This window comes from Sinomonas gamaensis (genome assembly GCF_005876955.1).
Taxonomy (GTDB): Bacteria; Actinomycetota; Actinomycetes; order Actinomycetales; family Micrococcaceae; genus Sinomonas; species Sinomonas gamaensis.
Map to the genome: position 1 here is coordinate 1 of NZ_SSCL01000026.1, position 23,357 is coordinate 23,357.

Genomic DNA, 23,357 nt, shown 5'->3' on the forward strand with positions numbered 1-23,357 from the left:
GGGACTTCGTCACAGCGGGGCACGGCCACGTCCAGTGGGAGCCGATCTTCCGCACCCTCAACGCGATCGGGTACGAGGGGCCCACGAGCATCGAATGGGAGGACGCCGGGATGGACCGGCTCATCGGCGCCCCGCAGGCGCTCGCCCTCGTTCGCGGCCTCGCCGAGATCGCACCGCCCGCCGCGGCCTTCGACGCCGCCTTCAGCTCCCGCTGAATCTCCCCCCTTCTTCCCGGTCTGCCAGTCGTCGGACCACGGATCGCACTCGAATTCCGAACACCAACAAGAACAAAGGAATGACGCAATGAAGCTACTCCACGGGCTCGGCTCTCCGACAAGGAAGAGGAACCTCGCATCCCCCGCCGCTGCAGGGCGGCGGACGCTTGCCGCAGTCGGCGTTGCCGCCCTCAGCGTGGGAATGGCGGCCTGCGGGTCGACCGGAATGGGAGGCAGCTCGGGCGGCTCGAACAGCTCCGGCGGCACTGCCATAACGACCTGGGCACTCAGCGGAGCCAGCAACGACATGTTCCAGAAGTCCTTCGATGAATGGAACAAGGCGCACCCCGACGAGAAGATCAACGCCTCCTACTTCGCCACGAATGCGTATAAGGACAAGATCCGCACGGCGATCGGCTCCGACCAGGCGCCGACCCTGATCTACAACTGGGGCGGAGGAGTGCTCAAGGGCTACGTCGACGCCGGCAAGGTCATGGACCTGAGCGACATTGTCAAGCAGAACCCGGCGCTCAAGGACAAGTTCACCCCTTCGGTGGCTGACGGGGGCGTCATCGACGGCAAGACCTATGCCATCCCCCTTGCCCCGGTCACGCCGGTGCACTTCTATTACAACAAGGATGTCCTGGCCAAGGCCGGGGTCAACCCGCCGCAGACGTGGGATGACCTCCTCGCCGCAATCCCCAAGATCAAGGCTGCGGGCGCCGCCCCGATCTCGATCGGCGGCGGCAGCAAGTGGCCATACCTGATGTGGGAGGAGTACCTCGTCGACCGGCTCGGCGGCCCCGATGTGTTCAAGAACATCCTGGCCAACAAGCCCAACGCCTGGTCCGACCCTGCGGTGATCAAGGCCAACACCATGATCCAGCAGCTCGTGGACGCCGGGGCCTTCGTCGACGGCTTCTCCTCCGTCCAGGCAGACAGCAGCGCCGACCTCGCCCTGCTCGTCTCCGGCAAGGCAGGGATTCTCATGCAGGGCGCCTGGGACTACCCTTCGGTGTCCAAGATCGACCCGAAGTTCATCAGCAGTGGCAAGCTCGGCTATGGCGCCTTCCCGGCCGTGCCCGGCGGCAAGGGTGATCCCAAGGACGTAGCCGGCAACCCGACCAGCTACTGGTCGATCTCGTCCAAGGCCACACCGGCACAGGTCAAGACGGCAGTGGACTACCTTGTGAACGGGCTCTGGGACCAGAGCTACGTCGACGGGATGATCAGCAGCGGCGAGGTGCCTCCGCTCAAGGGCTTGGACGACAGGGTCCAGAAGGCCGGCGACTACCCGGCGGCCATCTACAAGATGACCAATGAGGCGCCCAGCTTCCAGATGTCCTGGGACCTCGCCCTCGCACCGGCCCCCTCGGCAGCCTTCTGGACCCAGCTCGACCTGCTCTTCAACAAGGCCGAGACCCCACAGCAGTTCTCCGACAACATGAACAAGACGATCGGACAATGAGCACAGCAAAGACGGCGTCCGGTGCGGAGAAGGCCCTCCGCACCGGGCCCAGCTCCTGGATGGTCGCCCCGGCGCTGGCATTCTTCCTGATCTTCGCGATCGTGCCCCTGATCCTCGCCGCGGTGCTCAGCTTCACCAAGTGGGACGGGATCAACCCCCCGGCCTGGACCGGCCTCGGCAACTGGACCCGGACTCTCTCGGATCCTGTGACCTTCCAGTCCCTGTGGCTCAGCTTCAAGGTCATCATCGTCTCCTGGCTCGTCCAGACGCCCCTGAGCCTGCTGGTCGGGGTCTTCACGGCCGGCCGTCAGCGCTACCGGGCTGTGCTTGCGGCGCTGTACTTCCTGCCGCTGATCCTGTCCTCCGCAGCCATCGGCATCGCCTTCAAGTCGCTCCTGGATCCCAACTTCGGCCTGAGCAAGGCGTTCGGAATCCCTGCCCTGGCCCAGGACTGGCTGGGAAACCCCGAGCTGGTCTTCTACGTCGTGGTGTTCGTCATCGCCTGGCAGTTCGTCCCCTTCCATTCGCTCCTCTATCAGGCCGGGACGCGGCAGATCCCGGCCTCGTTCTACGAGGCCGCGGAACTGGACGGTGCGAGCCGAGTGCAGCAGTTCGTCCACATCACGTTGCCGCAGCTTCGCTACACCATCGTGACGTCCTCGACACTGATGGTGGTGGGCTCGCTGACCTACTTCGACGTGGTCTACATCCTCACCCAGGGCGGCCCGGGGTACGCGACCCGCCTGCTCCCACTAGACATGTACCTGACGGGATTCGCCTCCAGCGACATGGGAGACGCCAGCGTGCTGGCGATGCTCCTGGTCGTGATCGGCCTGCTCCTTGCTGTGGGACTGACGAAGCTGACCGGCTTCAGCCGCATGACCAGCCAACAGGAAGGGGCCTGAGAACGATGGCCACGACTCTTCAGGAGAGACGCCGAGCCGTCAGCGCGGCCGAGCGAGGGCGAGCGGGCAGGGGAAGAAGGGTCAGGCCGAACTACCTGGCCGGCTTAGGCGGCTTCGTCTGGCTTGCGATCATCATCGTCCCGATCTACTACATCGTGATCACCAGCGTCGGACAGCAGTCGGACTTCTACACCGGAAACCCGCTTCTGCCCTCCTCCAACCCGACTCTGGACAGCTACCAGGCGGTGCTCGACAACGACTTCTTCCTCTACCTGGCCAACAGTCTGGTCGTCACGGTGGCCAGCGTGGTGGTAACGGTGGGGATCTCCTTGATGGCCGCCTACGCGATAGTGCGATCGCGCGCACGCGTGGTCCGGCTGACGTTCTCGCTCTTCCTGCTCGGCCTCGCGATCCCCCTCCAGGCCACCATCATCCCGCTCTACTACATGATCGGCCAGGCCCACCTCTACGACACCCTCCTGGCGCTGATCCTGCCCTCGATCGCGTTCGCGATTCCCATCACGGTGCTGATCCTGGTCAACTTCATCCGGGACATCCCGGGGGAGCTGTTCGAGTCGATGCGCGTGGACGGGGCCAGCCACTGGCGGATGTTCCTCTCCCTCATCATCCCGCTCTCGCGCCCCGCGATCGCCACCGTCACGCTCTACAACGCGCTGAACGTCTGGAACGGCTTCCTGTTCCCGCTCGTGCTCACCCAGAGCCCGGACAAGCGGGTGCTGCCCCTGGCGCTCTGGACATTCCAGGGCCAGTTCACCATCAACGTCCCGGCCATTCTGGCCGCCGTGGTGCTCTCGACCCTGCCGATCTTCGTCCTGTACGTCCTCGGGCGGCGTCAGCTGGTCGCCGGTCTCACCGCCGGCTTCGGCAAGTGATGGAGCCGTCCTCGTCCGGGGAGAACGGGAGTTCGGAGAGCGCGGGCAGCTACGATTCGGGACAGCCGATTGGGGCCCTTCGGGGGAGACCGGATGAGGAAGGATGGGAAAGAGGGTGAGCAGATTGGACCCGATGGAGCACGCCGCAAGGGCCAGCAGTCAAGAGCAGATACGCCGGGAGAACCTTTCCCGCGTACTGCGGCTGGTGCATTCCCAGAGGCGGGTTCCGCGGGCCGAAATCACGCGGGAAACCGGCTTGAACAGGTCCACGGTGGCTGACCTGGTCGGGGAGCTGGTCGGCTTGGGCTTGGTTTTCGAGTCCGAGCCGGAGCGCGCGAATCAGGCGGGCCGTCCCAGCCCCATGGTCACCGCCACCAGACGGCCCGTCGCCGTCGCCATCCACCCCGAGACCGACGCCCTGACAGTCGGAGTGGTCGCCCTGGATAGGACGCTCGTCCAGCGGACCCGCTATCCGCTGGATTCCCCGCCGACTCCGTCCGAACTTACGGAGCGGGCTGTTGAAGTGATCGAGGGCCTCAGGATCGGCTCCGAGAGCCCGCTCCCCGTGGGGATCGGCGTTGCCGCGCCGGGCTTGGTCCATCCCCCCGACGGGGCAGTGAGGTTGTCCGCCCACATGGGGTGGGAAGAGGTACCTTTGGCCTCCCTGCTCGAGGAAGCAACAGGGATCCCGACGAGCATCGCGAACAATGCAAGCGTCGGAGCCCTGGCGGAGCGCATGTTCGGAGCGGGCAGGGGAACCGGCGACATGGTCTACCTCAACGGCGGCCCCAGCGGCATCGGCGGAGGGGTCATTGCCAATGGGCGGCCACTGGGTGGGGCGGACGGATATGCAGGAGAATTCGGCCACACAGCTGTAAACAGCGTGGGTCGACGATGCCGTTGCGGAGCCCGGGGGTGCCTGGAGACGGAAGTGAGCCGCGAACTCCTCCTGGCCGCCTTCGGACCCGGGCTCAGCGAGATCCCAGAAGCCGAAGAGGTGAGCGCAGCCATCACCCCCTCGAACGCCGAAGCAGTGATGGAAGAGGCGCGCCGCCAGCTTGCCTTCCTCGCGATCTCGCTTCGGAACATCGTCCATGCGCTCAACCCCCGCGTCATCGTGCTCGGAGGCTTCCTGGGAACACTACAGGCCCTCGATCCGGCCTTCCTGGAAAGTGCGCTGCGAGAACAGGCGCTCCGTCCGTCCATGGAAGGACTGCGGGTGCGAGGGAGCGAGCTCGGCAAGGATCTGCTGATGATCGGCGCTGCCGAGCTCGCCTTCGAACCCCTTCTCGCGGATCCTGCCGCCCGATCGCCGCAAGGGGGCTTCCTGCAGGCGGCGGCAAACAGCCGCCGGACTGGCTAGAGTTGCGTTGATACGAGCCAAGAGCTGCAGGAAGGGCGAGCGTGGAACCCAGCCAGACCACGTCGACTAGGGAACCCGGGAAACGCCTGAACTCCCGCGCCATCGCGGCAGCCGCCGGCGTCTCCCAAGCCACCGTCTCCAACGTCCTCAACCATCCCGACGTTGTCGCCCCCGCGACCTATCAGAAGGTCATGGCGGTCATGGAATCACTGGACTTCGTGCCCAACCGCTCCGCGAGGGATCTGAGAGCCGGAGGGGGATCGGCCCTTGGGCTCATCGTCCTGGACATCTCCAACCCGTTCTGGGGCGAACTCGTCCGCGGCGCAGAGGAGATCGCCGCCGCCAAAGGGCAGCCTGTCATCGTCTGCAGCTCCGAGCAGTCCGCGAAGAAGGAGGAGCAGTTCCTCCGCCTCCTCGAATCCCACCAGGTCAGCGCCGTGCTCATCGCCCCCGTGGCGCCCGATTCCCCTGCCCTGCGAGGGGCCCGCCGCCGCGGGACCAAGCTCGTCTTCCTCGACCACGCTGAAACCGCCGACGAGGTCATCTCCGTCGGCGCCGACGATGTCCAAGGCGCCCGGTTGGCAGCCGAGCACCTTCTTGCCAACGGCCACCGCCAAGTGGCGTTCGTGAACGGCCCGCACAGCATCTCGGCGTGCCGCGACCGAGCACGCGGATTCCTCCAGGCCTACGCCCAATCCGGCACGGACGCCCACGTGACCGAAATCAACGTCCCAGCCATGACAGGACGCGACGGATTGGCCGCCGTAGAGGCAGTCCTGGAAGTGAATCCGAGCGTCAGTGCGGTGTTCTGCGCCAACGACATGCTCGCACTCGGGGTCCTGCGGGGCCTGAGCCGCCGCGGAGTCAGAGTCCCCGAGCATGTCTCGCTCGTCGGCTACGACGACAGCGAATTCGCCGAAGTCCTCTCGCCCGCCCTGACCACCGTCCGCATCGACCCCTTCGAGATCGGGCGCGAGGCCGCCCGCATCGCCCTCGAAGCCTCGCTCACGGAGACGAGCCCCGCCCCCGTCATCCTGGAGCCACGCCTGATGGTCCGGGAGTCCGTTGCCCCGATCGGGCCATGAGGGGCGGCAGCCCACGGCCGACGTCCTAAACGCTAGGCTCCCTCGTCGGCCCTGATCGACGTGCAGAACCCCTCCTGGGCAGACCTGCTGCGCGGATGTCGAGCAGGTCCTGGACCGGCACGAGCTGACTCCAGTCGTCGCCTCGAGCCGACGGAGCCCGGCCCGGGAGGAGACGCTCTGAAAGCGCCCTCGACGGCAGGGTTGACGATCCCGATCCTGGCACGGGCGCGCCGAAGCTTCCGTATGGCTGAGGCCTTCCTCGACCGTCCGTTCGGCGTGCTGACAATCGGCCAGATGAAAATGCTCACTCACCCGGGAGGACAGACGCCTTGCCGAGAGCATCGGTCGCGCAGTAGCCTCGGATCTGTTTGGTACGTATAAAATCGGAGGTGCAGCGGGTGCGGATAGACGGAGCGCAGTATTCCCGTCAGCAGGTCGAATCGCTGGTCGGCGACCTCCGGCAGCTCGTCGACGTCACCCCCTTCGCCTTCACCGACGGGCCCCCACGCGGGATGCGCGGCCTGGGGGTCCGCGTGGTCGGCGGCATGGGCTTCGACGTGCTCCTCGACCGGGGGATGGACATCGGCTACGCCTCGGTCGGAGGCGAGCCCTTGGCTTGGCGTTCGCCCAGAGGACCGGTGGGCCCCGCGTTCGCCGAGCACACCGGATCGGGCTGGACGCGGACCTTCGGCGGCGGCCTGTTGACGACCTGCGGGATGACGAGCATCGGTGCGGCCTCCAGGGACGGGGAGGAGCTCGGCCTCCACGGCAGGGTCTCAAGCCTGCCGGCCGAGGACGTCTCCTATCGGTGGGAATGGGTAGGCGACGAACTCGACATCCTGGTCGAAGGCCGCGTCGTCGAAACCGACCTCGGGGGCCCGACACTCGAACGGCGGAGAACGATCCGCGCCCGCGCCGGCACACCCGTTCTCCGCATCGAGGACACGGTCACCAACACCGGCTCCGTGGACGCACAGCACATGTACCGGTACCACGCCAACTTCGGCTTCCCGCTCATTCGTCCTGGAGATCTCATTGAACTGAGTGGTTCGCTTGCCGGATGGCGCGCCGACGCGCCTCCCACTGGCGAAGCATGGAGCCGAGTGGTCGAACCGTCTCCCAGGGCATCCGAGGAAGTCCTCTACGTCGAAACGAACCAACCCGCAGACTCGGGCAAGGCCGCCGTGCGCCGCCCAGGTGCCGAACATCCGCACCTGACCCTGGAATGGAGCCACGAGACGATGCCCCTGCTCGTGGTCTGGAAGTTCCCCCGGGCACGCACCAACGTCCTCGGACTCGAACCCTCCACGGCCCGGGACGACGGACGCCCGGCCGCGCGGGCCCGGGGCGAGGTCATCACCCTCCGCCCGGGCGATTCCCGCACCTACACACTGACGATCACAGCGAGCAAAGGACACACCGAATGAGCTCTATCGCCGAGCAGCTGGCCAAGGCAATCGCCGAACACGACGGGGTGCTCCCGCTCGACGCGGCCCTGGTCGCCCGAGACTGGCTGCCCGCCGGCCGCCGCCTCGGGCTGAGAGAGGACCAGTACGACGTCGGGGACCGCGGCACGATCTGCGAACGCTGGCTGGGCTCGACGACCTACGCGGACAACGCCGTCGGGCCCGACGACGAGGGGATCAGCTACATCCGCCCCGCAGGCGGGAGCCCCATCAACCTCGCCGAAGCCGTGAGCGCCGACCCGATCGCCATCCTCGGCCAGGACTACGCCCGGTCCCACAGCGGGCTCGGACGCCTCGCCAAGATCTTCGACTTCGCAGCCCGCATTCCCTTCCACATCCACCCGCCCAAGGATGAGGCGGCCAAGGTCGGCAGGAACTCCAAGGATGAGGCCTACTACTTCCCCTCCGGCGTTGGTATGGGCCCGCACCCCGAGACCTTCTTCGGCCTCCACCCCGGGATCGCCTCATCCCGGGACACGGACCTCCTGCTCGACCAGCTCGTCGCGTGGAACTCCGACGACATCCTCCAGTACGCCCGCGCGTACAAGCAGATGCCCGAAGACGGGTTCTTCCTGCCCTCAGGCGTTCTCCACGCACCGGGAACCGCCCTGACGATCGAGCTCCAGGAGGACTCCGACACGCTAGCCATGTTCCAGGCGCTCAATGCGGGCAAGATCATCAGCAAGGACCTCCTCTTCAAGGACGTCAGCGAGACCGACAGGCACGAGCGCGGAGAAGCCGCCCTGCTCGACTGGCTGGACTGGGAGGCCAACGGCGACCCCTACTTCTACGAGAACCGCCACATCCCCCCGGTCGTCTTCGACGAATCTGAATCCGGAAGCGAGGCCTGGATCTTCTACGGCTCCACCAAGTTCAGCGGAAAGCGCCTGATCATCCGACCGGGACAGAGCTACACCTGCCGGGAACGCGGCGTCTTCAACCTCCTCGTCTGGCGAGGCGAAGGCCGCATCGGAGGGCAGCAGGTCGTCGGCAACGCTCCCGGCTCCGACGAACTTCTTGTCGTCCACGATCGCGCCGTTGAGGACCTCGAGTACACCAACACCGGGGCAACCGACATGACCGTGATCAAGTTCTTCGGGCCCGACATCAACCCCGATGCCCCCTCCTTGAAGTCCGCGGGGCATGAAGCAATCCGCGGGGCATGAAGCAATCACCGGCTAGTGAACCAAGGGATCCTGCGCAAACGGTGCCCCTAACCGTCTCGAGGTTCTCGACAGAGCCCGAGCCGGTCGCGGACCACCGATGTCGCCGGCCCCTGCGTCCATTGACATAAGCGGCAACAAGCAAGTGAGGAGCAACGACATGGCGCCACGGCGGAGGCCCGTGAACGGCCGCGACGCCATTCTCGAGGCCCGCACGGCGCTCGGGATCGAGCTCGGGTCCACGCGGATCAAGGCGTGCCTGGTGGATGCGGAGGATCCCTCGCTCGTCCTGGCGGTGGGCAGCCACGGGTGGGAGAACGAGTTCGCCAGCGGGATGTGGACGTACTCTCTGGATTCGGTCTGGGGCGGTCTGCGGGCAGCCTACGCGGATCTGGTTGCGGACGCCGTGCGCCGCCATGGTGTGCGGCCGGAGGCGTTCGGGGCGATCGGGGTCTCGGCGATGATGCACGGCTACCTCGCCTTCGACGCCGAAGACGAGCTCCTCGTGCCGTTCCGCACGTGGCGGAACACGACGACGGGGGCCGCTGCGGCCGAGCTGACGGAGCTGTTCGGGGTGAACATCCCGCTGCGCTGGTCGATCGCGCACCTGCACCAGGCGGTGATCGACGCCGAGCCCCACGTGCCCTCGATTCGGTTCTGCACGACTCTGGCCGGGTACGTCCACTGGCGCCTCACGGGTCGGAAGGTCCTGGGGGTGGGGGACGCCTCGGGGATGTTCCCGATCGATGCGGAGGCCAAGGCGTACGACGCCGATCTGGCCGCCCGCTACGACGAGCTCGCCGGGGGGCGCGTGCCCAAGCTGGCGGACTTGCTGCCCGAGGTCCTGGCCGCCGGCCGGCCGGCCGGGACGCTCACCGCGGAGGGCGCGGCGCTGCTGGACCCGACCGGTGCCCTGCGCCCGGGGATCCCGCTGTGCCCGCCGGAGGGCGATGCCGGGACCGGGATGGTCGCCACGAACTCGGTCGCGCCGCGGACCGGGAACGTCTCGGCCGGGACGAGCATCTTCGCGATGGTCGTCCTCGAGCGCCCGCTGGCCGCCCTCCACCACGAGCTGGACGTGGTCGCCACCCCGGCGGGGGATCCGGTGGCGATGGTCCATTGCAATAACGGCGCGAGCGAGCTCGCGGCCTGGGCCGGGCTCTTCGGCCGCTTCGCCGCCGTCGCCGGCGCCCCGGTGGACCCGGACGCGGTCTACGGGGCGCTGTTCGCCGAGGCCCTCGCGGGCGAGCCCGACGGCGGGGGCCTCCTTGCGTACAACTACCTCGCCGGGGAGCCGATCACCGGCCTCGAGCGCGGACGGCCCCTGGTCGTCCGGACGCCGGAGAGCCGGTTCACCCTGGGGAACTTCGTCCGCGCCCAGCTCTACGCCGTCTTCGGCACCCTGGCCCTGGGCATGCGGGTCCTCGCCGCCGAGGGAGTCGCCCTGGATCGGATGTTCGCCCACGGGGGCATGTTCCGAACCGCCGGGGTCGCCCAGCGGTTCCTCGCCGCCGCCCTGGACGCACCCGTCTCCGTCGCCGAGACCGCCTCGGAGGGCGGCGCGTGGGGGATCGCGGTCCTCGCCGGCTACCTCACAGCCAGCCCCGACTCGGACCTCGACGCGTACCTGTCCCGGCGGGTCTTCGCCGGCTCCGCCGTCGAGACCACGCACCCGGACCCCGAGGACGTCGCGGGCTTCGCGGCATACCTGGAGAACTACAGGGCCGGCCTGGCCATCGAGAAGGCGGCCGCCGCCGTCGACCTCAAGAGCGCCATCGACCTCACTGCCTCGACCTCCCTGGAAGGAACCACCGCATGACCATCAGAGACGAGAGCCCGGCGATCCGGGCCGTGCGCGAGCAGGTCGCCGCCCTGCACTGCGAGCTGGTCCGCTATGGGCTGGTCGTGTGGACCGGCGGCAACGTCTCCGGGCGGGTGCCCGGGGAGGACCTGTTCGTGATCAAGCCCAGCGGGGTCGGCTACGAGGAGCTCGCCCCGGAGAGCATGATCCTGTGCACCCTCGACGGCGAGGTCGTCCCGGGCACGCCAGGCTCGGAGCGGTCGCCGTCCTCGGACACGGCCGCGCACGCCTACGTGTACCGGCACCTGCCCGAGGTCGGGGGAGTGGTGCACACCCACTCGACCTACGCGACCGCGTGGGCCGCCCGGGCGGAGCCCATCCCATGCGTGATCACGGCGATGGCGGACGAGTTCGGCGGGGAGATCCCGGTGGGCCCGTTCGCGATCATCGGCGACGACTCGATCGGCCGCGGGGTCGTGGCCACCCTGGCCGGGCACCGCAGCCGGGCCGTGCTGATGCAGAACCACGGCGTGTTCACCATCGGCAGGGACGCCCGCGACGCGGTCAAGGCCGCGGTCATGGCCGAGGACGCCGCGCGCACCGTGCACATCGCCCGCCAGGGCGGGACGCCCTTGCCCCTCCCCCAGGGCGCGGTCGATTCCCTCTTCGACCGCTACCAGACCGTCTACGGACAGAACCCGGAAGGATCCCTGGCCTGAGGCCCAAGCTCACCACCACCCTCGCCGCCTACGAGTTCCGGTTCCGGACGCGATCGCGAATTCGAGTACGTCCAGTGCCGCTCGGCGTGCACCGCAAGACTGTCGTGGGGCACGTGGCGACCCGCGAGTCACCGAAGCAACGACACCTTGACTTCCGCCCAGACGGCCGCCGTCAAGTAGCACAAGCTCGCCGTGATCCGCTGGCGGGAGGCGCCTAGGCCAGCTCGGGGATTGTGCCTTTGGCTGGGTGGCTGAGGGGGACGGGATCGAGGAGCCAGACGTCGTACGGGCGCTGGAGCAGATTCCTGTTGAGCTCGTTGAGGCGGCCCAGCGGCGCTCCGGCGGCATGGTCATCGAGGTCGGCCTAGGGTGGACCAGCGGCAAGACCATCACCCACAGTGTCGCCCGAAATGGGGTACCGGGAGCCCGCGTCCGAACTGACGCCGATGCCGCTGCGGACGCGCTGACCCGCAGCGGCGAGGCGGTGCTTGCGGTCTACGACGTCTTCGAGGACTGCTTCCCCCGGGGGGCGAAGTCCAAATCGGCGCGTTCCTGCACGTGCTGATGGAGATGGGCCCCGACCATCCGCTCGGGAAGGCCTGCGTCCGCTACCTGGAGAGGACACGATCGTGGCCGCCCCGCCGAGCAGCATGGGGCCGCGAGGGCGTACAGCGGATTGGAGGACCCCCATGGATAGAACGCTTCTACCAGGAGATCATGCACCAGTTTTTTGGGATGGACCCGGGTGAGGGCGGAAGGGCGGAACTGCCGTTCCTGTCGATGGTCCAGCACGTTCGTGCCTTTGGGGTGGCCACGGGGAGGTTCCCGGACAGCGGCTCAGCCGATCGGCACGAGGCGCTGATGGGTCGGTGGCTGCAGCGGCAGGGAGAGATGGCAGCCCGAGGGGTGCTTGGCCGGCGGTCCTGGGAGATGCGTCCAGCTCGGCGCCGGGGCGCCAATGAGGTGGACATTCTCGTATCGCAGGAGGAATGCCATGCCGACGTCATTCAGCAGTCGGCGGGGCGCAGAGGGCTGACGGGTTGTTGGTCGTGAGGGTTCAAGAGGGCGAGGAGCGCCCGGGACAGCACGTGGGCGGTGAGGAGGACGGCGCGTTCGTCTGGTTCGAAGCGCGGGTGATGATGGGGGGCGTGCCGTCGCCCGCCGCATCCGATGCCGATATAGAGGCCGGGGACGCGGACCGAGAATTCGGCGAAGTCGTCGCTCGCCGTGGACGGCGGGATCTGGACAAGATCGTCCATCCCCGGAATCCCGGCGATCGACTCGCGGGCGATGGCGGCGAGGCGGGCGTCGTTGACCAAAGGCGGGGCGTGGCCGGTCCACTCGATCTCAGCGCGGCAGTTGAGGGCTTCGGCCACACCTGCGCAGACCTCCTCAATCCGTCGGCGGGCGGTTTGCGCGATGGCCGCGTCGAGCCAGCGCACGTTGCCCAGTAGGGTTACCTCTTCCGGCGCCGCATTCGCGGCCTCCCCTCCCTGCACGGCGCCGATCCCGACCACCAGCAGCTGGCCTGCAGGGGTCTCGCGCGCGGTCACCGCCTGCAGCGCAGTCGTGACGTGGGCCGCCGCGAGGATCGCATCGGCGAACTGCCCCGGAGTCCCCGCGTGGCCCGCCCCGCCTGACACGGTCGCGCGGAAGAAGTCGGCCCCCGAGAGGACAGTGCCGGAATTCCGACGACGGTCCCCAACGGGAGCGCGGAGAGGACGTGAGCGCCGAGGACGGCGTCGACCCCTTCGAGGACGCCCTCGGCGACCATGGGGAGTGCGCCGGCCAGGAGCTCCTCGGCGGGCTGGAGGCAGAAGCGCACTCTGGCGGCAAGACTCTCGCGCAGCCCGGCGAGGACGTCGGCGAGGCCGAGCGCTGCGGCGAGATGCAGGTCATGGCCGCACAGGTGTGCAGCCCGCCCTCTTGCCGCGAACTCGAGACCCGAGGCTTCGCGGATCGGGAGGGCATCGAGTTCAGCCCGCACGAGGATTCGGGGCCCCGGTCTCATGCCCTCCAAGTCTGCGACCACTCCGGCGCCCGCCACGCCGGTTCTCACCGTCAGCCCAAGCTCGCGCAGCTCGCCGGCCAGCAGGCCGGCGGTGCGTGCCACGTCGAACCCGGTCTCGGGATGGGCGTGGATGTCGCGACGCAAGGCGACGAGCTTGGGCTCGAGAGCCGCGAGATTGCGCTCCACGGCCGTGGCCACGGCTGGCGGGGCGACCAGCGGGGAAGCTTCCGCGGGCCCGGGCGGTGGGAGCGCCGTCGTCGGCTCGCGGTTCACGGTGTCGCTCCTTCTGGTGATCGGACGAACCCGAGCTGGGTGAGCAGCGAGAGTTGATCGACGACATGCCAGTGCTCGGCGAGGCGCCCGTCGGCAACGCGGTAGATGTCGATGCCGGCGATGTCGAACTGCCTGCCTGAGGCGGGGAGCCCGAGGAACGGCTCGACGTGCCGCCCCCGGTTGCGCCAACGGACGACGACGCGATCGCCTTCTGCGATTACGTCCTCGACCGTGAAGCGCGGTTCCAGCGCCGTTACGAGCATCGACACCCGATCGCGCAGTCCGGACCGGCCTTCGCCTTGCCCGGGCATGGGGTCGTTTTCGATGTAGTCCTCGACGGCGATCTGGTCGATCACCTCAAGTGATCGCCCGTTGAGCACCTCGTCGTAGAGACGGCGTACGAGGCTGCGGGATGCCTCTGCTGACATGGGGTCCTCCTTCAGAGTTTCCGGTGAAGACATCGTGCTCCGCCGGGCGGCCCAGGGCCACGAAGCGAACCCACCGACTTGCCCACCGAGTTGGCCTACCCTTGGTGTGGAAGGAAGGTTTCCCATGGAGGCTGAGGCGTCGTTGTCCTATCAGCTCCGACGGCTGCGCATCGCGGCCGGGCTGACCCAGGAGGAACTCGCCGAGCGTGCCGGCATCAGCGTTCGTGCAGTCAGCGATGCCGAGCGCGGCCTCCGCCGGCGTCTCTATCCCGCCACCGCGGCGCGTATGGCCGATGCGCTCGGCCTGGGCGAGGCGCAGAAGGAGCTTTTTGCCGTTGTTGCCCGCGGGATCGCCCGACCCGGCGGACGGATGGCGGCGTTGCCTTTGTCGCCGACCCCGCTGTTGGGGCGCACGGAGGCCCTGGACGTTCTCGCTGCCAGCCTTCGCGACCCCTCGAAGAGGCTTGTGACCCTGACCGGTCCGGGCGGGGTGGGCAAGACCCGGCTTGCCCTTGCGGCTGCCGAGAAGTGCGCGCCGCTGTTCGAGGACGGACATGGTGTGCGCGGCGATCGGGGACCGCCGGCTGCTCCTGGTCTGTGACACCTTCGAAGGAGTCGTCGGCGCGGCGCCGCTCGTCGGGGAGATCCTGGCACGCTGCCCCGGCACGAGTGTTCTGGCAACCAGCCGGACGCCGTTGCGGCTGCTCGCGGAGCACCTCCAGCCGGTCGAACCACTCGCAGCGCCCGCAGCACGCGAGCTGTTCATCGAGCGGGCCGCGGCCGCGCGGCCGGGGATCGACCTCTCGGGCTCGCTGCACCTCGTGGACGAGATCTGCGCGCGGGTGCAAGGGGTCCCGCTGGCCCTCGAGCTCGCCGCCGCCCGGGTCGCCCACCTCGGCCTGGAAGACCTCCTGAAGCGGTTGGGCCTCCAGCTCGAGATCCTCACCGGGGGACCGGTCGACGATGAGGCACGGCACCGCACGATCGAGGCCACCATCGCATGGAGCTATTCCCTCCTTGGAGAGACGGCGAGGGAGGCTCTCGAGCGGCTCGCGGTTTTCGACGGCTGGACACTCGCCGCCGCCTGCGCCGTCCTGGGCCGCGACCCGCTCCCTGACATGAGCGCCCTCGTGGACCAGAGCCTGACAGTCGCGCCGCCACCGACCGACGCGCATGGGCGGTACCGGATGCTCGACGCAGTCAGAGAGTTCGGAGCAGCGAGGCTTGTGGAATCCGGCGATGAAGACAGCGCCCGGGACCGCCATGCCGAGTTCTTCCTCGGCGCTGCCGAAACCGCGGCGACAGCGATCAGGCAGACGGGCCAGCGCGGAGCGCACCGGGAGGCCTCCGCGGACCTGGGCAACCTCCGCCTCGCGTTCCGCCGGTTCACCGACTCCGGCCGGGGAGCGGAGGCGTTGCGGCTGGCCACCTCGCTGTGGATGTTCTGGCTATGGGAGGGCGGGCTCTCGGAGGGGCGAGCATGGCTGCGCACCGCCATCGCCTTCACGGGCGACGCCGATCCCGCCCTCGCTGCCCGTGCCCGGTGGGGAGCGGGCTGGCTCGCGTACCACCAGGGCGACTACGCCGAGGCGCGGATCCACGCGAGCGAGCTGCGACGCCTTGCCGAGGCAGGCGGAGCGGTCGAACGACGCAACGCGCTCACGCTCCGCGGAATGATCGCCCTCGCAGACCGTCGCGCTCTCGAAGCCTCCGCGCTGCTGAGCGAGGCATATGCGGTCGCACGGGGGCTTGCCGGGGAGCCGTGGCTGGTCGCCATATCGACGCTCAACGACGGCGCCGGGCTCACCCACTCAGGCCACCTCGTCGAGGCAGCCCGCCGATTCTCCACGGCCCGAGACATGTTCGCCGAACTCGGCGACGAGACGTACCGCGCCCGTGCGCTCAGGCATCTGGCGGCAGTCCGGCTCCTGAGCGGGGACCTCGACGGCGCGACCCGAGTGCTCGAGGACAGCCTCGCAATAGTCAGGGAAGCCGATGACCGCTGGGGCCTCGCCGAGACCCTCGAAGGCCAAGCCCATGTCGCAGCCCTGACGGGCGATCCCCGCCGGGCGGGTGCCCTCATCGCGATCGCCTCTCTCTTGCGCCGCTCGCTGGGTGTGGCTCCGCACCCGTTCGACGCCATCCTCGCCGCCCGACATCTCGGACCCCTCCGCGGCACCGAAGTGTTCGAGGCTGGCTGGCGCGAGGGCATGGATGACCCTCGCATCCCCTGAACCTAGCCGCCACGACCGCTCACCGGCTAAGGGCGAGTCGACGGCAAAGCCAGTCCGGCGTGTCACTTTCGGAACGGTTCGACCCTCTCCCTCGCGCGGTGAACCCGACAAACCCCAACAACATCATCGGCGCCTGGCAGCAGGACCACTGGTCCGACGGCGGCTCCCCATGGGCTCGTCGCCGGCTACACCATCAACGGCGGGAAGGCCTGGAACGAGACCACCCAACCATTCAGCGCTTTCGCCCCGGGCGGCCCTCGGCCTACGACCGCGCCTCCGACCCGTCGGTCTCCTTCGGCCCGGACGGCACGGCGTACTCGATCATGCAGGTCGATCTCGGCGCCCCGAAAGACCCTTCGGCTCCGCCGGCCCCGCGCCGGGCCTGCGCCCCTGCGGGTCATGCCAATGGACAGCCAGGTTCCGCCTGCATGAACCGAAAAGCCCTCCGGCATGCTCGCAGTGCGGTCCCTCAGGCGCGCGGTCTGGACGCGTTGGACGGATGCCGGATGAGGCTCGCTTGGGACTGTGCTCGGACGCGGGCGACGTTCCCTTCCCTGTGGGATGGAGGCCAGACCTCGCGTCCCTTCCGGAGGCCGCTAGTCTTGCACCTGGTGCCGCAGTCGGACGAGGATCCGTTGGATGAGGCGGGAGACCTGCATCTGGCTCACGCCGAGCTCCGCAGCGGTTTCGGACTGGGTCATCTCGCGGCGAACCGCAGGTGCAGGAGCTGCCTATCCACCTCGCTGAGGTCCTTGAGCGCGTGCTCGAGGTCCAGCAGCTGCTCGACGATCTCGAAGCCGGGATCCCGGAACTGGGGGGTGTCCCTATGGGTTTAGTCAAGCGGCGGTCGGCACTGTCCGGGGCGTGCGGGGTGTGTAGAGGGTGCCGTTGCGGAGCATGGCGTGGATGACGTCACAGCGGCGCCGTGCGAGACACATGACGGCGGCGTTGTGCTTCTTCCCCTCGGCGCGTTTGCGCTGGTAGTAGGCCGCGGAGTCGGGGTCGCAGTTCGATGCGACCCAAGCGGAGCGGAAGAGAGCGTTCTTGAGCTGCTTGTTCCCGGAGCGTGCGGGGTGCTCGCCGCGGATCGACTTGCCCGAGCGACGCGTGACCGGAGCGATGCCGGCGTACGCGGCCAGGTGTGCTGCGGTCGGGAAGGCGGAGGCGTCGCCGATGGCCAGGAGGATGGTCGTTGCGGTCTTGGTCCCGACTCCTGGCATCGAGATCAAGACCTCGCGAAGAGGGAAGTTATCGAGCAGCCTCTCGACCTCGCTCGCGAGCTCGGCCCGCTCGGCCTTGAGCGACTTGATCGAAGCGGCGACGCGCGGGATGACGGTCTCGACAGCCTCGGTGCCGATCACCGTCACGCTCTGCTGCTCAAGGGCCGCGAACACGTCATCGACGAGCCCGTCCACACCGCGGTGCTTGGTCTTGCGGGCCCATGCCCGGACCTTGGCCGCTCCGGCTTTGCGGAGCCCGGTGGGGCCGCCGTAGCGGACAAGCAGGTCCAAGGTGAGCTGGTTGGTCAGCCTGGTACCGGCGAAGACGCGCTCGAGCGCCGGGTGGATCTGCAGCAGCAGGGACCTCAGGCGGTTGATCGAGCGGGTGCACTCGCGGGCGAGATCGTCGTCGTAGCCGGAGAGCACCTTCAGCGAGGCCAGGACCTCGCTGTCGCGATCGACGGCCCGCAGCGTGTCGGGCATCTTCAGCGCGCAGGTGGCGATCACGTAGGCGTCTCGCGCGTCGGTCTTCGCGTCCCCGGGCAAGAGTCGGGCGGCCTTGCGCATGGCCAGGCCCGGCAGGTAGGCGACCTGGCAGCCGCAGTCCCTCGCGACTGCGATCGCGAGGGCGCCGATCGTGTTGGGCTGGTCGACGACCACCAGCACCGTCCCGTGCGCCTGCAGGCTGGTGAAGACTTCGCGGAGCTTGGCCTCGTCCTGTGGGAGCGGCTTGTCGAACAGGCGCGTGCCGTCGGCGGCGAGGGCGCACGCGTGGTGCTCCTCCTTGCCGACGTCCAGGCCGCACCAGACAGCGATGCCGCTCGTGTCTACCACTTCTCCAGCCACCGGTCTCGGGTCTCCTTTGCAGGGCAGGTTCGGCCGCTGTCACGACGCCCGGTCCTGGCACCCACATTACGAAGAGACCTGAGCGCAAGGCTCGGCCGCGTCCCTATCAGCAGTCACCCGACGTCTCTGCGTCCGGCGACATCACCCCCCGGATCATGGAACGACAGGGCAAAAAAGTCATACCGGACTCAGCGACCAACCCCGGCATTCCGGGATCACTTAGAAGGTAATGGGTAAGGCCCGAGGGTCCTCCTCGCCCTCGGAGGTGTCGAACTGCTCGAGGGCGTCATGGACAAAAGAAGCGTCAGCGAGGAGGGCTTCCCTGATCCTGCCGGCGGGGACGCCCAATGCGTCGCCTAGCTCCGCTGCCGTGGGGTTGTGCCCGAGTGACTGGGTCAGGGCAGGACGCGCCGAGTTGATCTTCAGACGGAGCTCCTGAAGCCCGCGAGGGGGACGGACGGCCCAGGACTGGTCCCGCAGGTAGTGCTTGAGCTCCCCGCTGATCGTGGCCACGGCGTAGGGGACGAAGCGTTCCCCTATCTCTGCCCGGTAGTGAAGTGCCGCATGGACCAGGCCCAGGCGCGCGACCTGACGGAGGTCGTCCCGGTGATGGCCGGGGCGCCAGAGCCGGCGCGCCATCGCATCGGCCACGCCCAGGTACTCCAGCACGAGATCGACGGGGGACAGATCGGCAATACCTTCGCCGGCCGTGCCACATGGCTGTGGTGGTGCGCCGGCAGCCAGCGCTGCCGGCGCCTCGCTGGCTTCTGAATGTGTCATGGGCGTCCCCGGGGCGGAAGGGCCGGATCAACGCCCGCTGCTGGAAGCTGTTCGGCAAGCGTAGGAGCAAAGAACGGCCAGCTCAAGAGGCAACGGAGGAATCCCGTTCCCGGATCTCGTCGCCAATCCACCACGTTGGAGCCCGCCGTTCCTCACGGCGGACGTTCTCGGGGCTTCGAGTCCGGGCAGGTCAGGGTCTCTGGTCCGCGGTCGGTGGAAGGTCGAACTCGTCGTTGCGCATCCTCAGGAGTGCCAGACCGGCGGCCGCGAAGCCGAGGGCTGTCAGGCCCCAGCCGAGGAGGTCGAGGGGGTGGTTGCCGGTCATCGCGCTGAGGAGGTGGATCGGCTGCGATACAGCCAGGGCCCAGGCGATCCAGGCCGGGACGGTGTGGGAGCGCCACAGTGCCATGCCGAGAAGGACCGTGCCGATGAGGTGTCCGAAGACGAAAACGCCGACGAGCGCGCCCGACTGCGGCAGGGACTGCACGGCGTCGGCCACGGTGTAGGCGATGCCCGGGTCCGTCTTGCCCTGCGCGGCGAGGAGGGTGATGACGTTCTGCGCCGACCCCTGGCCCGCGAGGGCGATGAACCCGGGGACGGCGAGGAACGCGCCGATGGATGCCAGTATGGGTGTTCGCCTGCGGCTGACCCAGACGACCGCGAGGGGGCCGCAGACCGCGGTCAGAGCCAGGAGCAGTCCGGCCCACAGCGCCACGGTGTCGAAGGTCTGGTGTGCGAGGGACTGCTCGAAGACGGTTCGGGCATCGTCCAGTGTGTTGTAGGGCAGCGCTAAGCGGAGGACGGCGATCACCACGGCCGTCATCGGTGCGGTCAGCGCGAGCAGCACCCGCCACACTGACCTGGCGTCGAATCGGCCGACGCCGGAGGCCTGCGCCTGAGCGGGCTGATCCGCCCCCACTGGTGGTCGATCGAAGTCCTCGTCGCCCATGCGCCAGAGTGCCACGGACGCCCCGGCGAAGCCGACACCGGTTGCTGCCCAGGCGAGGCCGCTTCCGATGCTGCCCGGGGCGAGGACGTGAGCGACGCCGGACACTGCCAATACGGCGGCCGCCCATCTTGGCGCGAGGCGCGTCCGCCACAGCGCGATGCCAAGCACGAGCAGGCCCGCCGCCTGCGCCACCAAGAAGCCCACCAGCGCCGCGATCGCAGCCGGATGCTCGCCGACCAACTGGGTCAGCTGCGCGGTGGCCTGCCGGTTGAGCCCGTCGCGCGCGGCGACGTAGAGGATCGAACTCGTGTCCGCGACGTCGAGCGCGAGCGAGAACCCGATCAGAGTCAGCATCCCGCCGGCCACCGTCAGCCGTGGCGCGGCCCGGCGGGTCGCCCAGCCAGCAGCGATGACCGCTGGAACCGCAGTCAGGATCGCGATAACGCCCATCCACAGCGAGAAGTCCGCCTGGCCGAGGTGGGCAGCAAAGGCGCTCAGCCGTTGGTCCGGGGCGTCCCCGGGCGATCCGGGCGCGCCTCCGATCTCGAGCGCGAGGGCCAGCCCGGGAATGGGCGCGATCACGGCCAACGCGCGCCGCCAGAATGTCCGAAGGTCCCGAACCCTGGGCAAGGAGCGGGCCGCCGCCACAGCCGTGGAGTCTTCCTTCGATGTCATGATTCGCCCCTTCCAGATGGCTCCCGAACGGGAGCGTTGCCTCCAGCGTCCGGCGGGCTCGAGCGCTAGTCATGGTGGTGGGCACGGGTACTTTCCTCCGTGCCTGCACGGATGGCCGCAGGCCGCGACGGAGCCTACGCTTGACGCGTGTGGCGGGTGCGCAGCCTGGGCTGGGGCGCCACGGCCGCGGCCGTGGTCCTCCTCGTGGGAAGCGCCGTCCTCGCGCTCATGACACGCGCGCTCGAGGACGCGCTCATCGCGGGAGCCGCCGTCATCTTGGCGGTGCCCTCTCTCGTGCTCGGGTGGTTCGTGATGCGTCGGGCGTCCGGGAACGTCGTCGGACCCCTCCTGTGCCTCTTCGGGGTCCCGCCTGGACTCATCGCCTTCACAGGCCTCTACCCGGATGCCCTGGCCCATCGGCCAGGTGCGCTGCCAGTCTCGGACCTCGTGGTGACCTTCATTCCGGGCCTGTGGATGTGGATCTACGTCGCGCCCGCACTGCTCATGCTGTACTTCCCGACTGGGCGGCTGCTGTCCCGGGCGTGGAGGCGAGTGGTCTGGGGCGTGCTGGTCCTGCCGGTGGCCTTCGAGGTCGCTGCGGGCATGAGCCCCGATCCCTTCCCTGCGCCGTTCACGCAAAGTGAGCACGTGTTCGGGGTCCCGTCCGGGGCCTGGATGGTGCCCTACATGATCGTGGCCTTCGCATTGCTCTTCGCCTGGCTCGCAGTGCTGGCGACGAGCGCGTCTGCCCTTGTCCTGCGGTACCGGCGTTCGAGGAGCACGGTCGAGCGCGCCCAGCTGAAGTGGTTCGCCCTCGCCGCCGGGACCCTCCCAGCAACCCTGGTCCTGTGTTGGATCAGCTACCTCACCCTCGGAGGGCCAGCCCTCGCGGGGATCGGCCTGGCCGCTATGTGGATCGCCATCCCCGCCGCCGCCGCGACCGCAGTGCTGCGGCACCGGCTCTACGACGTCGAGCGGCTCACGAGCGCGGCCCTCACCTACGGTGCCATGACGGTCGGGCTCCTGATCGTCTACACGGCAGGCGTGACGGCGGCCGGGGTCGCGGTCGGGGGAGCGTCGCCACTGGTTGCCGCCCTGACGACGGCGGTCGCCGCCGCCGCGCTCGCCCCCCTGCGCAGGCGGCTGCGCACCGCCGTCGACCGTTGGGTGTATCCGGCCCGGACGAAGACGCTCGAGGCCATCGCCCAGCTCGCCTCCCGCACGCACTCAGGTGCCGGAGTGCCTGAGGACCTTGAGGCGGCGCTGAGGTCCGGCCTCGCAGAGCCGGCGCTGCGCCTCGGCTTCGTGGTGCCCGGGCAACAGGGCCTGATTGGCGTCGGCAGCGAACCCCTTCCGCCCGCTCCGGTCCAAGGCCCCGCGATTCCCGTGGTTCTGGACGGCCGCACGATCGGTTCGATCTACGGTGCCGCGCACACGAGTCCCGCACTCCTGCGCGAGGTCGCGGCGGCGTCGGCCCTGCTCGTCGAGGTCACCCGACTCAGGATCGAGGTGCGCCAATCACTCCACGAGGCCGAGGCGAGCCGAAAGCGCTTGCAGCAGGCCAGCTACGCCGAGCGGGAGCGGCTCGAGCGGGATCTGCATGACGGCGCCCAGCAACGCCTTGTGAGCCTCGGCATGGCACTTCGGATTGCCCAAGGACGTTTGAAGGCGGGCCACGTCGACGTCGACGGCCTGCTGGATGAGACGGTTGCGGAGCTCGCCACCGCGGTCGCCGAGCTGCGTGCCCTCGCCCACGGCCTCAGGCCCAGTTGCCTCGACGACGGCCTCGCCCCAGCGCTGGCGAGCCTCACCCGCTCCTCGCCCATCCCCATCGCCATCGACGTGCGCACCGGCGACCTCCCCGACGACGTCGCCACCACTGCCTACTTCGTCATCGCCGAGGCCGTCGCCAACGCCGTCAAGCACGGGGGCCCCGCCCGGATCGGAGTCGAAGTGGCAGGGGCGGACTCGTTCCTCACCGTGCGCGTCACCGACGACGGGTGCGGCGGGGCGAAGGCCGACGGCGCGGGACTCTCCGGGGTCGCCGACCGGGTCGCCGCGGCAGGGGGCACCCTGCGCATCCACAGCCCGGCCCACGCGGGGACCCTCGTCGAGGCGGTACTGCCATGCGCGTCGTGATCGGCGAGGACTCCACCCTTTTCCGAGAGGGACTCGCAAGCCTGCTCACGGACCGGGGCCTCGACGTCGCAGCGAAGGCAGGCGATGCGCCCTCGCTCGAGTCCGCCGTCGAGACCACCCCATGCGACGTGGTGATCATCGACGTCCGTATGCCCCCCGATCATACGGACGACGGCGCCCGGGCGGCGAAGCGGATCCGCTCCCGGCATCCCCGGCTCGGCATCCTGCTGCTCTCACAGCACATCGAGACACTGCACTCCGTGGACCTCGTGGCGGGAGGCCGCTTCGGCTATCTGCTCAAGGACCGCGTCCTCGACGTCGACGACTTCCTCGACGCGCTGCACAGGGTAGCCCGCGGGGGGACAGCCCTGGATCCCGAGGTCGTCTCCCGGCTCATTTCCGGCCGGCACCCCGCCGACCCCCTCGCCCGGCTCACTCCCCGCGAGCTCGAGGTGCTCTCCCTGATGGCGGAAGGCCTCACCAACGGAGCCATCGCCCGACGTCTCTGGCTCACAGCCCGGACCGTCGAGACCCACGTGGCCAGCATCCTGCCCAAGCTCGGACTGGCCGGTGCAGGAGAAGACGAGCACCGCCGCGTCCTCGCGGTCCTGGCTTATCTCCGGGCTCGGGCACTCGACACCCCTACAGGGCCCTGACTCCGCACACCGTCCTCCCGCCGCGAGTTCCACGTGACGCTACGGTCAACGAAGGGGCTTGGACCGGT

At 68.8% G+C, this 23,357-nt stretch carries 22 protein-coding genes and 1 pseudogene; 15 read left to right on the plus strand and 8 right to left on the minus strand.

Annotated elements, in window-relative coordinates:
• From E5679_RS20055 to E5679_RS20105, 11 genes and pseudogenes are all read left to right on the plus strand, one after another.
• Positions 1-215: pseudogene (locus E5679_RS20055) on the plus strand (sugar phosphate isomerase/epimerase); the annotation flags it as partial.
• An 88-nt stretch (positions 216-303) separates the two neighbouring features.
• On the plus strand, positions 304-1,683 hold the full coding sequence (locus E5679_RS20060; RefSeq protein WP_138419231.1) for an ABC transporter substrate-binding protein: 1,380 nt from the start codon (positions 304-306) through the stop codon (positions 1,681-1,683).
• Positions 1,680-2,588 (plus strand): carbohydrate ABC transporter permease, encoded by a 909-nt coding sequence (locus E5679_RS20065; protein WP_138419233.1) that lies wholly within the window; start codon positions 1,680-1,682, stop codon positions 2,586-2,588. Before E5679_RS20060 ends, E5679_RS20065 begins: the two co-directional genes overlap by 4 nt.
• 5 nt (positions 2,589-2,593) lie before the next feature.
• The gene (locus tag E5679_RS20070; protein ID WP_138419235.1) at positions 2,594-3,481 is read left to right on the plus strand and encodes a carbohydrate ABC transporter permease; all 888 of its coding nucleotides are present in this window, start codon (positions 2,594-2,596) and stop codon (positions 3,479-3,481) included.
• Between the two features lie 133 nt (positions 3,482-3,614).
• The gene (locus E5679_RS20075; RefSeq protein ID WP_138419278.1) at positions 3,615-4,844 is read left to right on the plus strand and encodes an ROK family protein; all 1,230 of its coding nucleotides are present in this window, start codon (positions 3,615-3,617) and stop codon (positions 4,842-4,844) included.
• A gap of 41 nt (positions 4,845-4,885) precedes the next feature.
• Positions 4,886-5,929, plus strand: a complete 1,044-nt coding sequence (locus E5679_RS20080; RefSeq protein WP_138419237.1) for a LacI family DNA-binding transcriptional regulator — start codon at positions 4,886-4,888, stop codon at positions 5,927-5,929.
• Between the two features lie 398 nt (positions 5,930-6,327).
• Positions 6,328-7,356 carry an aldose 1-epimerase family protein gene (locus E5679_RS20085; RefSeq protein ID WP_138419239.1) on the plus strand — a complete coding sequence of 343 codons (1,029 nt, stop codon included), beginning with the start codon at positions 6,328-6,330 and terminating at the stop codon, positions 7,354-7,356.
• A complete protein-coding gene (locus E5679_RS20090) occupies positions 7,353-8,561 on the plus strand; it encodes a cupin domain-containing protein (protein WP_138419241.1) in 1,209 nt (402 codons plus the stop codon). The genes E5679_RS20085 and E5679_RS20090 overlap by 4 nt, the downstream gene beginning before the upstream one ends.
• A gap of 157 nt (positions 8,562-8,718) precedes the next feature.
• Complete coding sequence (locus E5679_RS20095) at positions 8,719-10,377, plus strand: xylulokinase (protein ID WP_138419243.1); 1,659 nt, start codon at positions 8,719-8,721, stop codon at positions 10,375-10,377.
• The gene (locus E5679_RS20100) at positions 10,374-11,078 is read left to right on the plus strand and encodes an L-ribulose-5-phosphate 4-epimerase (RefSeq protein WP_138419245.1); all 705 of its coding nucleotides are present in this window, start codon (positions 10,374-10,376) and stop codon (positions 11,076-11,078) included. Before E5679_RS20095 ends, E5679_RS20100 begins: the two co-directional genes overlap by 4 nt.
• Before the next feature lie 247 nt (positions 11,079-11,325).
• Positions 11,326-11,643, plus strand: a complete 318-nt coding sequence (locus E5679_RS20105) for a hypothetical protein (protein ID WP_138419246.1) — start codon at positions 11,326-11,328, stop codon at positions 11,641-11,643.
• A 272-nt stretch (positions 11,644-11,915) separates the two neighbouring features.
• On the opposite strand, the gene E5679_RS21005 is transcribed toward E5679_RS20105, so the two are convergent.
• From E5679_RS21005 to E5679_RS20120, 4 genes are read right to left on the minus strand one after another with little or no spacing between them, the layout of a single operon-like run.
• Entirely contained in the window at positions 11,916-12,074 is a 159-nt protein-coding gene (locus E5679_RS21005; RefSeq protein WP_171042489.1) for a hypothetical protein, read from the minus strand.
• Positions 12,075-12,085: 11 nt separating this feature from the next.
• Positions 12,086-12,721, minus strand: a complete 636-nt coding sequence (locus E5679_RS20110; protein ID WP_249336256.1) for a M20 metallopeptidase family protein — start codon at positions 12,719-12,721, stop codon at positions 12,086-12,088.
• Positions 12,628-13,362 (minus strand): M20/M25/M40 family metallo-hydrolase, encoded by a 735-nt coding sequence (locus tag E5679_RS20115; RefSeq protein WP_138419248.1) that lies wholly within the window; start codon positions 13,360-13,362, stop codon positions 12,628-12,630. Before E5679_RS20115 ends, E5679_RS20110 begins: the two co-directional genes overlap by 94 nt.
• Positions 13,359-13,790 carry an ester cyclase gene (locus E5679_RS20120; RefSeq protein ID WP_171042491.1) on the minus strand — a complete coding sequence of 144 codons (432 nt, stop codon included), beginning with the start codon at positions 13,788-13,790 and terminating at the stop codon, positions 13,359-13,361. Before E5679_RS20120 ends, E5679_RS20115 begins: the two co-directional genes overlap by 4 nt.
• Before the next feature lie 124 nt (positions 13,791-13,914).
• Between E5679_RS20120 and E5679_RS20125 the strand changes: the two genes are divergently transcribed.
• Positions 13,915-14,391 (plus strand): helix-turn-helix domain-containing protein, encoded by a 477-nt coding sequence (locus E5679_RS20125; protein ID WP_171042492.1) that lies wholly within the window; start codon positions 13,915-13,917, stop codon positions 14,389-14,391.
• The gene (locus E5679_RS20130; protein ID WP_138419255.1) at positions 14,345-16,024 is read left to right on the plus strand and encodes an ATP-binding protein; all 1,680 of its coding nucleotides are present in this window, start codon (positions 14,345-14,347) and stop codon (positions 16,022-16,024) included. The genes E5679_RS20125 and E5679_RS20130 overlap by 47 nt, the downstream gene beginning before the upstream one ends.
• A 596-nt stretch (positions 16,025-16,620) precedes the next feature.
• On the opposite strand, the gene E5679_RS20140 is transcribed toward E5679_RS20130, so the two are convergent.
• From E5679_RS20140 to E5679_RS20155, 4 genes are all read right to left on the minus strand, one after another.
• Positions 16,621-16,725 carry a sigma factor-like helix-turn-helix DNA-binding protein gene (locus E5679_RS20140; protein WP_138419257.1) on the minus strand — a complete coding sequence of 35 codons (105 nt, stop codon included), beginning with the start codon at positions 16,723-16,725 and terminating at the stop codon, positions 16,621-16,623.
• A 135-nt stretch (positions 16,726-16,860) separates the two neighbouring features.
• Complete coding sequence (locus E5679_RS20145; protein ID WP_171042495.1) at positions 16,861-18,078, minus strand: IS110 family RNA-guided transposase; 1,218 nt, start codon at positions 18,076-18,078, stop codon at positions 16,861-16,863.
• Positions 18,079-18,309: 231 nt separating this feature from the next.
• Positions 18,310-18,870 carry a sigma factor gene (locus tag E5679_RS20150; protein ID WP_138419259.1) on the minus strand — a complete coding sequence of 187 codons (561 nt, stop codon included), beginning with the start codon at positions 18,868-18,870 and terminating at the stop codon, positions 18,310-18,312.
• 190 nt (positions 18,871-19,060) lie between these two features.
• On the minus strand, positions 19,061-20,494 hold the full coding sequence (locus E5679_RS20155; RefSeq protein ID WP_138419261.1) for a DUF4386 family protein: 1,434 nt from the start codon (positions 20,492-20,494) through the stop codon (positions 19,061-19,063).
• A 147-nt stretch (positions 20,495-20,641) separates the two neighbouring features.
• Here E5679_RS20155 and E5679_RS20160 point away from each other — a divergent pair, with 147 nt between their 5' ends.
• Both E5679_RS20160 and E5679_RS20165 read left to right on the plus strand, forming a co-directional pair.
• On the plus strand, positions 20,642-22,633 hold the full coding sequence (locus tag E5679_RS20160; protein ID WP_138419263.1) for a sensor histidine kinase: 1,992 nt from the start codon (positions 20,642-20,644) through the stop codon (positions 22,631-22,633).
• Positions 22,621-23,289, plus strand: a complete 669-nt coding sequence (locus E5679_RS20165) for a response regulator (RefSeq protein ID WP_138419265.1) — start codon at positions 22,621-22,623, stop codon at positions 23,287-23,289. The genes E5679_RS20160 and E5679_RS20165 overlap by 13 nt, the downstream gene beginning before the upstream one ends.
• Positions 23,290-23,357 lie beyond the last annotated feature (68 nt).

What these genes read in the sequence shown, in the direction of transcription:
- E5679_RS20125 (WP_171042492.1), top strand. Translation starts at nt 13,915, where the DNA reads ATGGAGGCTGAGGCGTCGTTGTCCTATCAGCTCCGACGGCTGCGCATC.
- E5679_RS20165 (WP_138419265.1), top strand. Translation starts at nt 22,621, where the DNA reads ATGCGCGTCGTGATCGGCGAGGACTCCACCCTTTTCCGAGAGGGACTC.
- E5679_RS20100 (WP_138419245.1), top strand. Translation starts at nt 10,374, where the DNA reads ATGACCATCAGAGACGAGAGCCCGGCGATCCGGGCCGTGCGCGAGCAG.
- E5679_RS21005 (WP_171042489.1), bottom strand. Translation starts at nt 12,074, where the DNA reads ATGGCATTCCTCCTGCGATACGAGAATGTCCACCTCATTGGCGCCCCG.
- E5679_RS20130 (WP_138419255.1), top strand. Translation starts at nt 14,345, where the DNA reads ATGGTGTGCGCGGCGATCGGGGACCGCCGGCTGCTCCTGGTCTGTGAC.
- E5679_RS20155 (WP_138419261.1), bottom strand. Translation starts at nt 20,494, where the DNA reads ATGACATCGAAGGAAGACTCCACGGCTGTGGCGGCGGCCCGCTCCTTG.
- E5679_RS20075 (WP_138419278.1), top strand. Translation starts at nt 3,615, where the DNA reads ATGGAGCACGCCGCAAGGGCCAGCAGTCAAGAGCAGATACGCCGGGAG.
- E5679_RS20090 (WP_138419241.1), top strand. Translation starts at nt 7,353, where the DNA reads ATGAGCTCTATCGCCGAGCAGCTGGCCAAGGCAATCGCCGAACACGAC.
- E5679_RS20065 (WP_138419233.1), top strand. Translation starts at nt 1,680, where the DNA reads ATGAGCACAGCAAAGACGGCGTCCGGTGCGGAGAAGGCCCTCCGCACC.
- E5679_RS20150 (WP_138419259.1), bottom strand. Translation starts at nt 18,870, where the DNA reads ATGACACATTCAGAAGCCAGCGAGGCGCCGGCAGCGCTGGCTGCCGGC.
- E5679_RS20140 (WP_138419257.1), bottom strand. Translation starts at nt 16,725, where the DNA reads ATGACCCAGTCCGAAACCGCTGCGGAGCTCGGCGTGAGCCAGATGCAG.
- E5679_RS20120 (WP_171042491.1), bottom strand. Translation starts at nt 13,790, where the DNA reads ATGTCAGCAGAGGCATCCCGCAGCCTCGTACGCCGTCTCTACGACGAG.
- E5679_RS20095 (WP_138419243.1), top strand. Translation starts at nt 8,719, where the DNA reads ATGGCGCCACGGCGGAGGCCCGTGAACGGCCGCGACGCCATTCTCGAG.
- E5679_RS20060 (WP_138419231.1), top strand. Translation starts at nt 304, where the DNA reads ATGAAGCTACTCCACGGGCTCGGCTCTCCGACAAGGAAGAGGAACCTC.
- E5679_RS20070 (WP_138419235.1), top strand. Translation starts at nt 2,594, where the DNA reads ATGGCCACGACTCTTCAGGAGAGACGCCGAGCCGTCAGCGCGGCCGAG.